This window comes from Loigolactobacillus coryniformis subsp. coryniformis KCTC 3167 = DSM 20001 (genome assembly GCF_002706425.1).
Lineage (GTDB): Bacteria > Bacillota > Bacilli > Lactobacillales > Lactobacillaceae > Loigolactobacillus > Loigolactobacillus coryniformis.
The window spans coordinates 2,439,591-2,452,985 of record NZ_CP017713.1 but is presented as its reverse complement, the minus strand read 5'-3'; the positions used below and the strand labels follow the sequence as shown (position 1 = coordinate 2,452,985).

Here is a 13,395-nt window from a genome sequence, read left to right as displayed (position 1 = left end):
TCAAGCCTAGTTAATTATCTGGCAAGTGTGCACCGTAAATTTTAGTGTTGATTACAAAACCACCCAATAACGCATACTGGGTGGTTTTGTAATCCCTGGTGTATTAGGCTTATTTGAAATCAGCCATCAATTCAGCGACGACTTCAGCAACAGATTGAATTTTGTGGATCATTGAAATTCCTGTGCCGACTGAAACGAAACCGGCATCAAAATCACCTTCAAGCATCCCAAGGCGCATACCAGATCCGCCTTGCATCAATGCAGCGTTAGTTGCCCAAGCCTCTTGCTTGCTGAGATTATTATCATTAGCGACCATTTGTTCACGGATTTTGGTTGGTAAAGAACGGTAGTAGGCTGGTGCAGTGCGGAAAATTTTCAAGTCTTCAGCTGTACTATCAACGATCAATTGCTTGACCTTAGGGTGCGCCGGATTTTCGAAGGTTGGGATCAAGCGAGTACCAACATATACCCCATCTGCACCCAAAGCAAGCGCCGCACGTACCCCACGGCTATCTGCAACACCACCAGCCAAAGCAAGCGGCATATCAATAGCATCGGCAATCATAGGAATTAATGAAAATGAGCCAATTGTTTTTTCCCCAAATTGCAAGAACAAATTAGCCACGCAATAAATCCCGGCAAGACAGTATTTTCATTGATATTCATATTTTAAAGATTCAATCTTTAGCCAGCGGCAGCGGAGAAAAGCTCTTTTGGGGTTTGGTAACCTGACTGCCGGCGTGGTAAGTTGTTTAGCTTGGCTTCCACTGCTTGGATATCACTAGGGCCTAAAGTATCCATGGACAGGCCCTTAGGCACATCACGACGGATCATTCGATTATGCGCCTCATTTGTGCCTCGTTCTGAAGAGCGGTAAGGGTGGGCATAATAAAGGTCGGCAACCCCGTCAAGCACCGTCCCCGCCGCTGCGAATTCTGCCCCGTTGTCAGCGGTAACGGACTTCATGATGTGCCCGTATTCTTGGCAGATCTTAGCCAGTTCGTAGTTGACTGAATCGGCGTCACGGCCATCAATCAAACGCAGGATCTGACAGCGAGATTGGCGCTCGATCAGCGTTAGAATGACACTTTCTTGGCCGTTACGTTTACCGACTACGGTATCCAACTCAAAGTGACCGAACTCTTGGCGCTGATCAATACTTTTAGGTCGCTCTTCGATACTTCGTCCGGCCAGACGCTTATGCTTGGGTGAATGGTGGTGTTTGGTGCGGCGCCGGTTTTTTTCGAGCAGATCAAGATTACGGACTTCAAGTAGTTGCGCATCGATATAGTGGTATAACGTCTTGGTCGAAACCATCTCCTCAGGTTGATATAAGCCTTCAAGTTTAGCACGGCCCACCGCGGCATCAGGCGACCAACCGTCTTGGTGCAAATGGGCCGTAAAGTAGTTGATAAAGTCAGCGACACCAGCGAGTTTCAAAGGTCGATGACAGGACATTCGGTTAGCTTCGTATTTGGCCTGTGCCGCTTCTGGCGAGTATTCGCGGTGATATTGCCGTTGACCGTTCACTTTTTTAACTTGGTCGATCTCACCACGGCGTAGTTCATTACTGATTGTTTGATGACAAACGCCGATAACTCTAGCAATTGCGCGGTTAGAGTATCCTTGGCTGTGTAGCGTGGCGATTCTGCCGCGCTCAAATGAAGTTAGGTGGTGACCTTTTTCTCGGACTGTGGTATTCTGTTCTTGCATCAAGACAATAACCTCTTTCATTTTTGTGTTGGAACATCAATGATAACAGAGATTTGTCTTGGTGTTTTTTATTTTTTCAATTAGCTGGATCTAATTGGCTAACTTGATTATAAAACGCGCGAAGAATATGCAACAGTGAGGGCCAATTTATCTAATAAATTGTACACTCGACTAAAACTCGCGTATCATCTATATGTGAGGACATTCACATTACCTACTATGATCGGGGTAGCTAGTTATGATATCCAACACACTAGTTAGCAAACTAGCCTGTGACTTGCGTATGGTAATTAGGTTTTATTGGCTGTTGCGGTGAGTGATCAATTTGGTTTCACTTACGTCTTTCAATAAACAACGACGATCATATTGTAATCAAAGGGTGCACAGCCTTTGCCTGCAAATCAGTAATTGTTCCTTAGTACTATGATAGGAGGTACCATAAGTGCGAAGTTTTAGTTACGTTGGGTTGAAGAATTACTTGGCTAGCTTAAACGAATTTAAGGAAGTTGAAGTGATCGTCTTGGAAAGCCCTAGTCGCTATTACCGGGTCTGCTTACACCAGCCACAGGACTTGGAGCGGCTAACCACCGAAGCAATTTTCAACGTTGATTGTCAAAAAGTAAATCGCGGGCAATAAGGCCGCAAAACGAATCAGCATTGAGCTGGTTCGTTTTTAATTCCAATAGTTGTGGTGAACCGCTGCGGCGGCAACTTCTAATTCGGGGAAAGGGCCGGCCACGCTGATCTTCTTTTGACCGTGGCGGTAAATTTCGCGACTAGGAAGGTCAAAAGTTGGATTCTGTTCGTTATTACCCGTTAGTTGAAGTAGGCGGCGTTCGGCCATGGCGTAAACAACACGGCCAATATTGGCCCAATAAATAGCACCGGCGCACATGACGCAGGGTTCGGCGGTGGTGTAAAGGCTGCAATTCCATAAAAATTCCTTACTGTAGTCATGCGAGGCACGTGCCGCTAAGGTACATTCTGCGTGCCCGGTGCAGCGCTGTTCCGTTATTTCAACGTTTTCTTGTTCCAATAGAATATGTCCGGTTGAATCAGTCAGTAGCGCTGCAAACGGTGTATTGCCACTGGTACGGGCCGTTACGGATAATTCAATGCAGCGGCGTAGTAATTTTAAATCAGTTTCCTGAGTGATCATTGCTAATTATCCCCTTAATCAAAAATAGTGGCCTTACGTTCAACGATCAGCGCGGCGGCAATCATTGCAATGGCTAAGCCGATCAGCGCTAATAGCAATAATGTCCACGAATGTAACCAGCCGTAAATTAGGCCGAACGATACCGGCCCGACTGCGGCTAACAGGTAACCTAATGCTTGGGCCATTCCGGAAATGGCCGCCGTTTCCGCTGCCGAAGTTGTTTTAAGGCTAAATAACGTCATACACAGGCCAAACATACTGGTACTGGCGACACCGAGTAAGATACAGATCAAACCGAGATACCAAAGCGCGTGACTGGGGATCAATAGACCGCCTAAACCACAAACAAATAATAAGCCGATCAACCAGAGTAAGTGTCGTTGGTGGGCAACTCTAGTGGTGTAACGGGGAACTAAATAAGCCGCCGGTAGCGCCGCAACTTGAAATAGGCCCAGCATTAAACCAGCGGTGGTTTGGGCAACGCCGCGACTGAGCATGATCTTAGGCAGCCAAGTTAGGATCGTGTAAAACAATAGAGACTGAATTCCCATGGTCAGCGTCATCCACCAAGCACCAGGCGTACGCCAGATCGAAGTTTTACCGGCAGTTAGAGTTGGCGGTTGTAGGTGGTGGTTTAAGCGTAGATTCGGTAACCAGGCCAGTGTGATGATGAATGTCAGTATTGCTAAACTTTGTAAAATGCCTTGCCAGCCAAAAGCTGCGGCCAGCGGTGCACTGGCGCCAGCACCAATTGCGCTGAATAAGGTCATTGAAAACGTATATAGACTGGTGAGTGGTCCAACTCGATCAGGAAAATGGTCGGTGATGATCGCGGGTACCAACACGTTAGTAAAAGCGATCGCGATGCCGAGCAATAACGTACCGGCTAAAAGCCATTTGGCGCTAAGTACGCGGGTGAAGTTACCTACAGTCAGTAAAAGCAATGCGCTTAAAATAGTGACCTCATTGCCTAAGTAACTGGCCAAACGGGGAATAAACGGCGATAACGCCGCGAAACAAAGCAAGGGAATCGTGGTCAAGCTACCTAACAGGCTAGCCGGCAGTTGAAAACTTTGTTGAATATTATCAAGAATCGGCGGAATCGCCGTTAATGGCATTCGCAGGCAGGTTCCCAATAAAATAATGCCTAGTAACAGCTACCGGTAACGTTTTTGCATAAGTTGCACGCTCACTTTCTGGAATTGCAACCCTGAGACAGGGATATCAAGCCTAATATAACTGATTCGCCCAGATAAGTAAACGCTTACTAAGATATTTATGCTATATTATTGGGCATGAAAATAGTGTTAGGAATAATCCTTGGCGCATTCAAAATTTAAACTAAAAATTTTTGTTCATTAAAAATATAGCGCTTCCATCTTTAATTCAGCCGCGTTTCATGCTAAACTTTAGGTTCAGACAAAACGGCGCTGTGATTCAACTTGGTTGTTTTAACCGAGTTGAATCAATAGCAACTGTTTTTAGCCGCTGGTGCTAAAAACAATTATTTCTTATGTGGGAGCCATATTTTTGCCAAGTAGGGTCGCGACCAACCGAATGGTCATTGGCCGAAACCACAAAAATTTTGGTCTAAAAATTTGCCCCTTAGGGTGGCGTAGAGGAGACTTTATTTTATGAAGATTGTTGTACTTGCTGGCGGACGTAGCCCCGAACGCAACGTGTCGCTTTCATCGGGCGCCAAAATCACCAATGCATTACGGGAAAAAGGCCATGCTGCAGTGTTGATCGACTTGTTTTTAGGTGACGATTTAAGTGACGTTGAGACGATTGCGGCGGTGTTTCAACGCCCAGCACCGAGTACCGATTATGCGATCAGCGAGGAAGTTTTGACGAATGACGCGATCGATGCTTTACGCACCACAGATAGTAAAGGCTTATTCGGGCCGAATGTACTAAAAATTTGCGGTGCCGCAGACATTGTTTTTCTCGGCTTACACGGTGAGGATGGCGAAAATGGCAAGGTCCAAGCAACCTTGGATCTATTTGGTATTCCCTATACTGGTAGCGGTTTCTCAGCATCGGGGATCACAATGAATAAACATTTAGCCAAACAGTTATTGCAACATAACCAGATTAATACGGCCCGCTATCAGACGATCAAAGCCGGTGAATCAGTGCCACAACTGGCATTTGATTTTCCAATGGTGGTTAAACCGACTCATGGTGGTTCTAGTATTGGCATGGAAATCGTGCCGGATCGGCCTGCGTTGATAGCGGCTTTAACTGAAGCGGGGCACTTCGATAATGAGGTGGTGGTTGAGGAATATATTGCTGGTCGCGAATTTTCGGTGGGTGTTCTCAATGGGCAAGCCTTACCGGCGATCGAGATCACGGTGGCCGATGGCTGGTATGATTATGAACATAAATATCAGGATAATGGCGCCACTTACCAAACGCCGCCGCACATTCCGGCTACGGTCCACCAAGAAATGCAGCAGATGGCCTTGGCAACGATGCAAGTGTTAGGTTTGACCAATTATGGGCGAATCGACTTTCTTTGGGATGGTCAGACGATCTATGTGATCGAAGGTAACTCGCTGCCGGGGATGACGCCGCATTCATTATTACCGCAAGAGGCGGCCGCGGTTGGTATCAGTTATGCGGATCTATGTGAGCAGATTATTGCCGGCCAGCTTGACGCGTAAAAAGCTACGGTCATGGTCCGTTAGTTATTTTTGAAGTGGTATACTACGGATGTAGTTACTAAAAATAAGGGGGCTTTTTTGATGAGCAAAGTTTTTCTATCCGCTAAGTTGCCAACTGCAACAACGCAAATTTTGACTGATCATCATTTTACGGTGCAAACTTATACTGGAACTGGATTAATTTCTCATGCAGAACTGCTACGGCAGGTCAGCGATGTTGATTATTTGATCACGCCATTATCGACTCAGGTTGACGCTGAAGTGATCGATGCGGCGCCGCACTTAAAATTGATCGCTAATTTTGGTGCCGGTTTTAATAATATTGACGCTGCTTACGCGAAAACTAAGGGAATTCAGGTAACGAATACGCCGGCGGTTTCGACTAATTCAGTGGCCGAAGTGACGATCGGGTTAATGTTGGCACTCAGTCATCGCATGGTTGAAGGCGATCAGCAAATGCGTACTACCGGCTTTCCTGGTTGGGCGCCCCTGTATTTCTTAGGTCACGAGATCGCTGGGAAAACGTTGGGAATTGTTGGCTTTGGCAATATTGGTCGGGAAGTAGCACGTAAAGCGCGGGCATTAGCCGTCAATGTGCAATATTGGCAGCCCCATCGCTTGTCTGATCCGGAAGAACGCAGTCTCGGGGTGACTTATGCATCCTTTGCTGATTTAGTTGCTAATAGTGACTTTATTAGTATCAACGCACCGCAGACCAAGGAGAACCATCATCAATTTGACGCCGCCATTTTTCAGCAGATGAAGGCAACCGCTTATTTGATCAATGTGGGGCGTGGTCCGATCGTTGACGAAGCAGCGTTATTGACTGCGTTGCAGCAAAAAGAGATCGGTGGTGCGGCGTTAGATGTTTATGAACATGAACCCGCAGTAACTGCAGGTTTGGAAAAATTGACTAACGTTATTTTGACGCCGCATATTGGGAATGCGACGGTTGAAGCCCGGGCGGCTATGGGAACGATCGTTGCCAATAACGTTGTGTTAGTTGAGCAGGGACAAGCCGCTAAATTTATCGTCAACGGCTAAATGTTTCTCTTTTTTCAGTAACTTACCTAAAATTCAAAAAATGTTCATAATTATTTAATATAATTATCATGGAATTAATCTTAGGATAAGGATCGTTTCATGGTAATGAGAAGTAAGCAGCAATTTAGGCGATTATTAGGTGTTGCGGCGGTTTTGTTGGTTACAGTTGGGCTGGTCGGTTGCGGGCAAAATCAGCAAAAGGCAACGCCAAAAACCAATACTACCAAATTATTGTCGGTAAAGCAGATCAAAGAAAATATTGGCAGTAAGTTGGTGACAACGCGGGCGGATAAGTAAAAAAGTGCCACCCAGACCTATAAAACAGCGTTGGCAAATGCGGACTACACGTTGGCTAAACCATACGTTAAAGTGAACCCATATCAAACATCGCCACTAACAGCGTTAGTTATTTTTCAAACGGATCAAGTGGCCAAAGTGAAGTATACGGTGGTTGGTAAGTCCGCCAATACGTCGATCACCAATCAGGTCAATAGCGATTATAGTACTCAACACCAGATCCCAATCGTAGGATTATATTCTGGTGCTAATACGGTAAAACTGCAAGTGACTTATCAAGATGGCACCACGACTGAGCAAACATTGGCAATCAAGACGACCACCGAGTTACCTAAGTATTTACAGCAAACTAAGATCAAGGTCACAAAGAATAACAAACAACAAATGGCGATTGGTGATAATAAGTTGACCTTCATGATTCGAACGACGAAGCAATCATTTGCAATCGACGCTGACGGTGCAATTCGTTGGTATTCAACTTTGTACGTGCAACATATGCTGCAGCTGATCCATAATGGGCACTTATTGCTATTGAGCAAGAAAACCCAGTCAGCAATGGTCTATAATGATTTGTTGGAAACCGATTATTTAGGTCGTGTATATAAGGAATATACGTTCCGTGCGAAAACTAGTAATAACGATGGTGGTAAGGAGACTACAGTACTGCACCACGATATCATTGAGTTACCGAACCATGACTTAGTTGCCACCGTCAATGATGGCTCGGACTATGTTGAAGATACGATGGTCGTGATCTCAGCGCAGACTGGTAAAATTACTAAGGTGATCGATCTGAAAAAGCTTTTACCGACCGCAATGTATACCAAATATAAAGCGGCTAGTGATGGCGATGTTGATTGGTTCCATCAAAACTCCGTTTATTACGATGACAACGATCAAAGCCTGCTGATTTCTGGTCGTAATCAAGATATGATTATGAAAATCGATCTGCAAACAGATAAGATCAAGTGGATCTACTCTGGTAAAAAGGCATCAACGTGGCCGCAAAAGTATCGTAGCTTATTGCTGACACCAACAAAAGGAACGACGATTACTGGTGGGCAGCACGGTTTGAACCTCTTAAGCGATGATAATAATAATCCTAGTAGTGAAAATATTTTGCTATACGATAATAATATTGATGTAACTAATGGTGATGCAAAGACGTCCGGTAAATATTCACAAGGTGTTCAATACCATATTGATACCAAGAAAATGACGATCGATCAGACTTGGGCGTATGGTAAGTCACTAGGGCAAGCTAACTTTACGGCGATCATTGGTTATACGCAAAAACTGAATGATACTAACTATTTGATTGATTTTGGTTTCCAGAATAAAGGGAAATCCAGTAACATTATTGAAGTTGATGGTCAGCAACAAGTCTTCAATGTAAAATTAACTAATCCGGCGTCTAAAGCGTACGTTTATCGTGCCTATCGTTTACCAGTCTACGACAGCAGCTACCAATTTGACGTTAACCAATAAAAGCTTGCCTTTTTAATTATGTACTAACATAATTAAATTGAGGTGAGCGCAATGACAGCAAAAAAGCAGCCACTACATCAACAGATCGAAATCGATCTACGGCATAAAATTCAGAACGGCACTTATCCGAAAAAACAGTTGATCCCTAAGGAAGTTGAGTTGGCACAATATTATCAAGTTAGTCGACCGACAATTCGTCAAGCAGTCCAAGCTTTAGTTGATCAAGGTTTTTTGGAGAAACGTAAACGGCGGGGGACTATGGTTAAGCGCGCTAAAATTGGACAGGCGTTTACCCATGTGATCAGTAGTTATGATCAGGAGATCGATGCGACTGGGATGAAACCGCGCACTAAAGTATTAGTTTTTAAAGCTGAGCCGGCAACGGTGGAAGTAGCCCAACAATTGGGTTTGCCGGTGGCCGCACCTGTGTATAAATTAGTGCGGTTACGCTACGCGGATCAAACACCTGTGGTACTAGTGACGACTTATATTCCGCAAGCGCGTTTTCCTAATTTCACTGAATTAGATTTTAGTCAGACTTCGTTATACGCGACTTTTGCCGCACACCAACAAGCAGTTGTTCGTGTGCGGCGTAAATTGGAAGTTTTAGTTGCTGATGAGACCAGCGCCGACTTATTGGATGTTGAGATCGGAGCACCACTATTTTATTTTCACACACAAGGCTACACCGCAGCGGCGCTCCCAATCGAATATTCAATTGCAAAATATCGTGGTGATTTAAATTATTTCCGCTTGGAAATCGAACAAAAAATGAACTAATAAAGGATCGTGTTCACGCTTAAATGCAAACGAACACGATCCTTTTTGTTAGGCCTGCTTTTTCAAACTTTCAATGATTTGCACGCCAGCACTAGTACCAATTCGTTCTGCACCAGCATCGATCATCGCTAAAAAGTCGGTGGCGCTACGAATGCCACCAGCAGCCTTTACTTTAACTGCAGCACCGACAGTTTGCTTCATCAGTTGCACGTCGGCAATTGTTGCACCGCCAGTACCAAAACCAGTTGATGTTTTGATAAAGTCAGGCTGCACTTCTTTGGCGATTAAGGCCAATTGGCGAATTTCATCCTTGGTAAGGTAGCAATTTTCAAAAATCACTTTGCAAGGTAGTTGATGTTGATGGCAACAGGTAACCATTTGCGTCATTTCCGACTTAATATAGGCATAATTACCGTTTTTAACTTCAGTTAAATTAACCACATAGTCGATTTCGGTGGCACCGTTTTTGATGGCATCTTCAGTTTCGAAAACTTTGGCAGCAATTGTCGTCTGTCCTAATGGAAAGCTGATCGCCGCGCCAACATCAATATCGGTACCGGCTAGATATTCTGCGCAACGTTGGGTTTGTGATTGATTGATCGCCACCATTTTAAAATGGTATTGTTTCGCTTCAGTGCAAAGCTTTTTCATATCGGTTGCAGAAGCATCAGCGTGTAAATTAGTGTGATCAATCATCCGGGCATAGTAGTCAAGTTGTTGTGGGGTCATAAATAAGCTTCTTTCTATATGTAATTACATATTATAATAAACCGTTTTCTTTGAAGCGTCAAATTTGGTTATTGACAGGACTAATGGATAGTTTTAATATTATTAGAAAATAATGAGAAAAACGGAATGCAGTAGGAGGTATTTTAAATGTCATTAGAAAATGTGCAACGTTATTTTGCTCAGTATGGATTAGATCAACGAATCATTGAATTACCGGAATCTAGCGCCACTGTCGCACTGGCAGCTACGGCCTTACATACACAGCCAGAACGGATCGCTAAGTCGCTAACTTTTGCTGTGGCGGATAAGCCGGTGTTGGTGGTAATGGCCGGTGATGCGCGCATCGCTAACGCCAAGTTTAAAGCTCAATTTCAAGTTAAGGCCCATCTATTGCCATGTGATCAAGTTGAACCTTTGATCGGCCAACCAGTCGGCGGTGTTTGTCCGTTTGCAGTTAAAAATGATGTGGCAATTTATTTAGATCAGTCTTTGCGCCGTTTTCAAACTGTTTTCCCAGCGGCTGGTAGCACTAACAGTGCCATCGAATTAACTTTGCCGGAATTAGAGCGGTATTCCCACGCTCGTGGCTGGATTGATATTGCTAAAACGGCCTAAAATAAGCGCGCTCGAGTTTTTACTCGAGCGTGCTTATTTTAGTGGTGCAAAGGATTTTTGCGTGTGTTCTTACCATCAACTATTTATAATGAGGGTGAGGTGAGGGCAATGGCAGATTTAAATGACCAACTGCGGCAACGACGTCAAGCATTAAAGTTAACACAGCAGGCAGTTGCACAACAATTACATGTGTCACGGCAGACAATTTCTAATTGGGAGCGTGGTTCGAGTACACCGAATTGGCATGATTTGCAGGCATTGAGCCAAGTTTACTCGTTGCCTTTAGAAGAATTGATTCAGCGAACGTTACCAACTAATCAACGGAAACAAATTTGGCTGAAGCGGACTGACTATGCGCTGGTAATTTTATCACTTGGTTTATTTGTTCCCATTATTTTTTTCGATGCTGGTCAGCGGATCGTAGAAATCATTATGGCAGTAGATACGATACTATTAATGTTGGTTGCTAGTTTACGTTACTATTTATTGCCCGCTTTTCCCAGTAAAGTCCTTTTTATCCCAAAAAGTTTTGGCTGGGGTTGGGCAATTAATCCGCGTAATCCGTTGGGGTTGGTTTTGAACATCTTAGTATTTATAGGAGTTATTGTCGTGTTATTGGTTGCTATTTTTTCAGCATAAGAAAAAGACCATATTGTGCACTAGGCCCTGTCAAGTTGACAAATGAAATAATATAAAGTTGAATCTGTTTCTAAGCGGCTTCACTCCAGTATTCATCTGGGGTGAGGCCGTTTCTTTGTGCTGAGCGATTGTGGTGATTGAAATATTCGATTCCTTCCTCAACCAGTCTCACAAGCTCTTCGCAAGTCTTTGCTAGTGGATGGCGAGCCATCCACCGTAACTTGAATTCGTTCCACCAGCGCTCCATTGGTGCATTGTCGTATGGTGTTCCTGGTCGAGACATGCTACGTGTGACGTTGTAACGACCAAGAAAGTTGTTGAAGGCACCAGAGGTGTAGGCTGATCCTCGATCAGTGTGAACCAATGGGTGGACGTCACCAGAAGCCTCAAAGGCTCGTTGGAAAACCTCGATTTCTGCTGCTGATGTTTCAGTAGCGCTCAAATTGTAGGACAACAAACGTCGGCCGTAGAGATCAAGGACGCCACTCAAGCGCACCTTATACTTATTATTTACGCCGTAAGTCAGTTCCGTCGAATCGGATAACCAGACCTGATTAGGACTGTCGACGTCGAAGTTCTGATTGAGCACATTGTCTTGAATGTGCTGTTCGTTCTCCTTATGTCGACTGTGCTTCTTGACCCGAATTTGACATGTCAAGCCAAGCTCCCGCATCACACGACGTACCATCTTGAAAGTAACGGGGAAGTCAATTAGTTCATCATGTTGAAGATTCACTAAAAGATTCCCAGCACCGATACCTTGATGATGAAAATCAAACCAGTATTGTGTCCGTTCCTTGAGCTGACGATTACGGGTTTCCCAAGCAGTTTCTTCTCGATTTAACCCTTTGTAGTAAGCCTGCCGGCTTACACCGACAACGGCCAACAGCGTAGATACTGCACCGCGCTCGCCTTGACTGACCTCATTAATTGCGAAGTAAGACAGTCGATGTTGTTTACTCACCCCCTGCGCTGGAGTTCCAGCAATTTTTTTGCGAATGCCTCCACAAGCTCTTTGTCTGCGAGCTGTGCTTTGAGCTGCCTGATTTCAAGATTGGCTTTATCGAGTTCAGTCAGTTCAGCTTGTTCTTTGTGATGGCCACGGTTGTCCACGAGTGCCTCATAGCCGCCGTGTTCGGCCTTGATCACCCATGAGCGTGCTTGTTGATAAGAGACTTGGAAGTGTTCAGCGGCCTCTGTGTATGAATGCTTCAGCTTGGTGACATACTCGACAATTTCAATGCGTTCTTCCAAGGTTGTTTTACGACTCATAGTGGGAACCTGCTTTCTGGACGGCGACGCCGTCAAAGGTTTATCCCCATTATACTTGTTCACCCAGTCTACGACTTGCTGCGATCCACGAAGTCCAAACTTATTTGCAAGTTCATCAAAGGTGCCTTCACCTATAAGATATGCGTGGACTACTTTAAGTTTGAGTTCTTTCGAATAGTGTTTGTTTTTCTTAGCCTCCTTTAGACCATTAATTCCATCACGGGAGTATCGATCTCGCCAACGTTCTAGCGTCTTGTGATCAATGCCATGACGATTGGCCACCGGCCGTAGTCCAGTTTTTGATTGGGTAAGTTCCTTTAAGATTGCTAATTTTTCGAGTACCGTATGTTTAGATCTGGGCATACAAAAATCCCTCCATAGTTGTTAGATGAATTATTGTATTTCATCTGACAACCATAAAGGGATTATCGCATTTATAGCCATATGGTCTTTTATATTAGTCAGCGAATGGTGCTTTGCCTAGATAAGCACTGATCATCCAAATATTTTTATCGGTTTCATCCTTGAAGCCATTAAGCATATCTTGAGTTGGGAAGTCTTTTTCTTCGTCAGTAACTTCGATTCCTTTTTGGTATTGGTCACGTAGGTACTTGAATTGATCAACTAGCCGTTGCATGAATTCAGTCATCGTTAATTGATCAAAAGCGACTTTGTCATCTGGTAGGCCAGTATTTTCAATGAATTCGTGAGTTGTTGCCAGTGGGCTGCCGTTTAAAGCAATCAAGCGTTCTGCAATTTGATCGAGCTGTTCGCTTAGTTGATCGCCATATTCGTCCATCAGCGGATGGAGACGGAAGAAGTTTTCACCGCGCATATACCAGTGTGTTTGTTGAACGTTGACCTTTAATTGGCTGATATCGGCAATCAGTTGATTGAGTTGTGCTTTTGATTTTGGAAAGTCATAATTGTAAGTTGTCATAATGAACCCCTCTTCATAATTATTGGTCACACTAATACTATAACATTTGTGAA

At 44.3% G+C, this 13,395-nt stretch carries 16 protein-coding genes; 8 read left to right on the top strand and 8 right to left on the bottom strand.

The window, feature by feature from the left end:
- Nucleotides 1-109: 109 nt before the first annotated feature.
- Both LC20001_RS12025 and LC20001_RS12020 read right to left on the bottom strand, forming a co-directional pair.
- The gene (locus tag LC20001_RS12025; protein ID WP_235804466.1) at nt 110-625 is read right to left on the bottom strand and encodes an NAD(P)H-dependent flavin oxidoreductase; all 516 of its coding nucleotides are present in this window, start codon (nt 623-625) and stop codon (nt 110-112) included.
- A gap of 59 nt (nt 626-684) precedes the next feature.
- A complete protein-coding gene (locus tag LC20001_RS12020) occupies nt 685-1,713 on the bottom strand; it encodes an IS30 family transposase (protein ID WP_169925064.1) in 1,029 nt (342 codons plus the stop codon).
- A gap of 442 nt (nt 1,714-2,155) precedes the next feature.
- Here LC20001_RS12020 and LC20001_RS12015 point away from each other — a divergent pair, with 442 nt between their 5' ends.
- Nucleotides 2,156-2,350, top strand: coding sequence for a hypothetical protein (locus LC20001_RS12015; protein WP_010012116.1), 195 nt, complete (start codon nt 2,156-2,158; stop codon nt 2,348-2,350).
- A 36-nt stretch (nt 2,351-2,386) separates the two neighbouring features.
- Here LC20001_RS12015 and LC20001_RS12010 read toward each other — a convergent pair whose 3' ends face one another.
- Nucleotides 2,387-2,872 (bottom strand): nucleoside deaminase, encoded by a 486-nt coding sequence (locus LC20001_RS12010; protein ID WP_010012115.1) that lies wholly within the window; start codon nt 2,870-2,872, stop codon nt 2,387-2,389.
- Nucleotides 2,873-2,886: 14 nt separating this feature from the next.
- Nucleotides 2,887-4,008, bottom strand: coding sequence for a CynX/NimT family MFS transporter (locus tag LC20001_RS12005; protein ID WP_225358745.1), 1,122 nt, complete (start codon nt 4,006-4,008; stop codon nt 2,887-2,889).
- Between the two features lie 498 nt (nt 4,009-4,506).
- Here LC20001_RS12005 and LC20001_RS12000 point away from each other — a divergent pair, with 498 nt between their 5' ends.
- From LC20001_RS12000 to LC20001_RS11980, 5 genes are all read left to right on the top strand, one after another.
- The gene (locus tag LC20001_RS12000) at nt 4,507-5,538 is read left to right on the top strand and encodes a D-alanine--D-alanine ligase family protein (protein WP_010012112.1); all 1,032 of its coding nucleotides are present in this window, start codon (nt 4,507-4,509) and stop codon (nt 5,536-5,538) included.
- Between the two features lie 81 nt (nt 5,539-5,619).
- A complete protein-coding gene (locus LC20001_RS11995; RefSeq protein ID WP_056943327.1) occupies nt 5,620-6,582 on the top strand; it encodes a 2-hydroxyacid dehydrogenase family protein in 963 nt (320 codons plus the stop codon).
- A gap of 99 nt (nt 6,583-6,681) precedes the next feature.
- On the top strand, nt 6,682-6,879 hold the full coding sequence (locus LC20001_RS14630) for a hypothetical protein (RefSeq protein WP_035456874.1): 198 nt from the start codon (nt 6,682-6,684) through the stop codon (nt 6,877-6,879).
- 51 nt (nt 6,880-6,930) lie between these two features.
- Nucleotides 6,931-8,367, top strand: a complete 1,437-nt coding sequence (locus LC20001_RS11985) for an aryl-sulfate sulfotransferase (RefSeq protein WP_010012106.1) — start codon at nt 6,931-6,933, stop codon at nt 8,365-8,367.
- Nucleotides 8,368-8,418: 51 nt separating this feature from the next.
- Entirely contained in the window at nt 8,419-9,147 is a 729-nt protein-coding gene (locus LC20001_RS11980; protein WP_010012105.1) for a GntR family transcriptional regulator, read from the top strand.
- Between the two features lie 48 nt (nt 9,148-9,195).
- Here LC20001_RS11980 and deoC read toward each other — a convergent pair whose 3' ends face one another.
- Nucleotides 9,196-9,876, bottom strand: a complete 681-nt coding sequence (gene deoC, locus LC20001_RS11975; RefSeq protein WP_010012104.1) for a deoxyribose-phosphate aldolase — start codon at nt 9,874-9,876, stop codon at nt 9,196-9,198.
- Between the two features lie 147 nt (nt 9,877-10,023).
- Between deoC and LC20001_RS11970 the strand changes: the two genes are divergently transcribed.
- Together LC20001_RS11970 and LC20001_RS11965 are read left to right on the top strand one after the other, a co-directional pair.
- A complete protein-coding gene (locus LC20001_RS11970) occupies nt 10,024-10,491 on the top strand; it encodes a YbaK/EbsC family protein (RefSeq protein WP_010012102.1) in 468 nt (155 codons plus the stop codon).
- Nucleotides 10,492-10,599: 108 nt separating this feature from the next.
- Nucleotides 10,600-11,130: a helix-turn-helix domain-containing protein gene (locus LC20001_RS11965; RefSeq protein WP_010012100.1), complete on the top strand. Its 531-nt coding sequence runs from the start codon at nt 10,600-10,602 to the stop codon at nt 11,128-11,130.
- 70 nt (nt 11,131-11,200) lie between these two features.
- Here LC20001_RS11965 and LC20001_RS11960 read toward each other — a convergent pair whose 3' ends face one another.
- The 3 genes from LC20001_RS11960 to LC20001_RS11950 form a co-directional block, all read right to left on the bottom strand.
- The gene (locus tag LC20001_RS11960) at nt 11,201-12,094 is read right to left on the bottom strand and encodes an IS3 family transposase (protein ID WP_099267164.1); all 894 of its coding nucleotides are present in this window, start codon (nt 12,092-12,094) and stop codon (nt 11,201-11,203) included.
- On the bottom strand, nt 12,091-12,765 hold the full coding sequence (locus tag LC20001_RS11955) for a helix-turn-helix domain-containing protein (protein ID WP_010012236.1): 675 nt from the start codon (nt 12,763-12,765) through the stop codon (nt 12,091-12,093). The genes LC20001_RS11960 and LC20001_RS11955 overlap by 4 nt, the downstream gene beginning before the upstream one ends.
- 94 nt (nt 12,766-12,859) lie before the next feature.
- Nucleotides 12,860-13,342 (bottom strand): Dps family protein, encoded by a 483-nt coding sequence (locus LC20001_RS11950; protein WP_002822190.1) that lies wholly within the window; start codon nt 13,340-13,342, stop codon nt 12,860-12,862.
- Nucleotides 13,343-13,395: the final 53 nt, after the last annotated feature.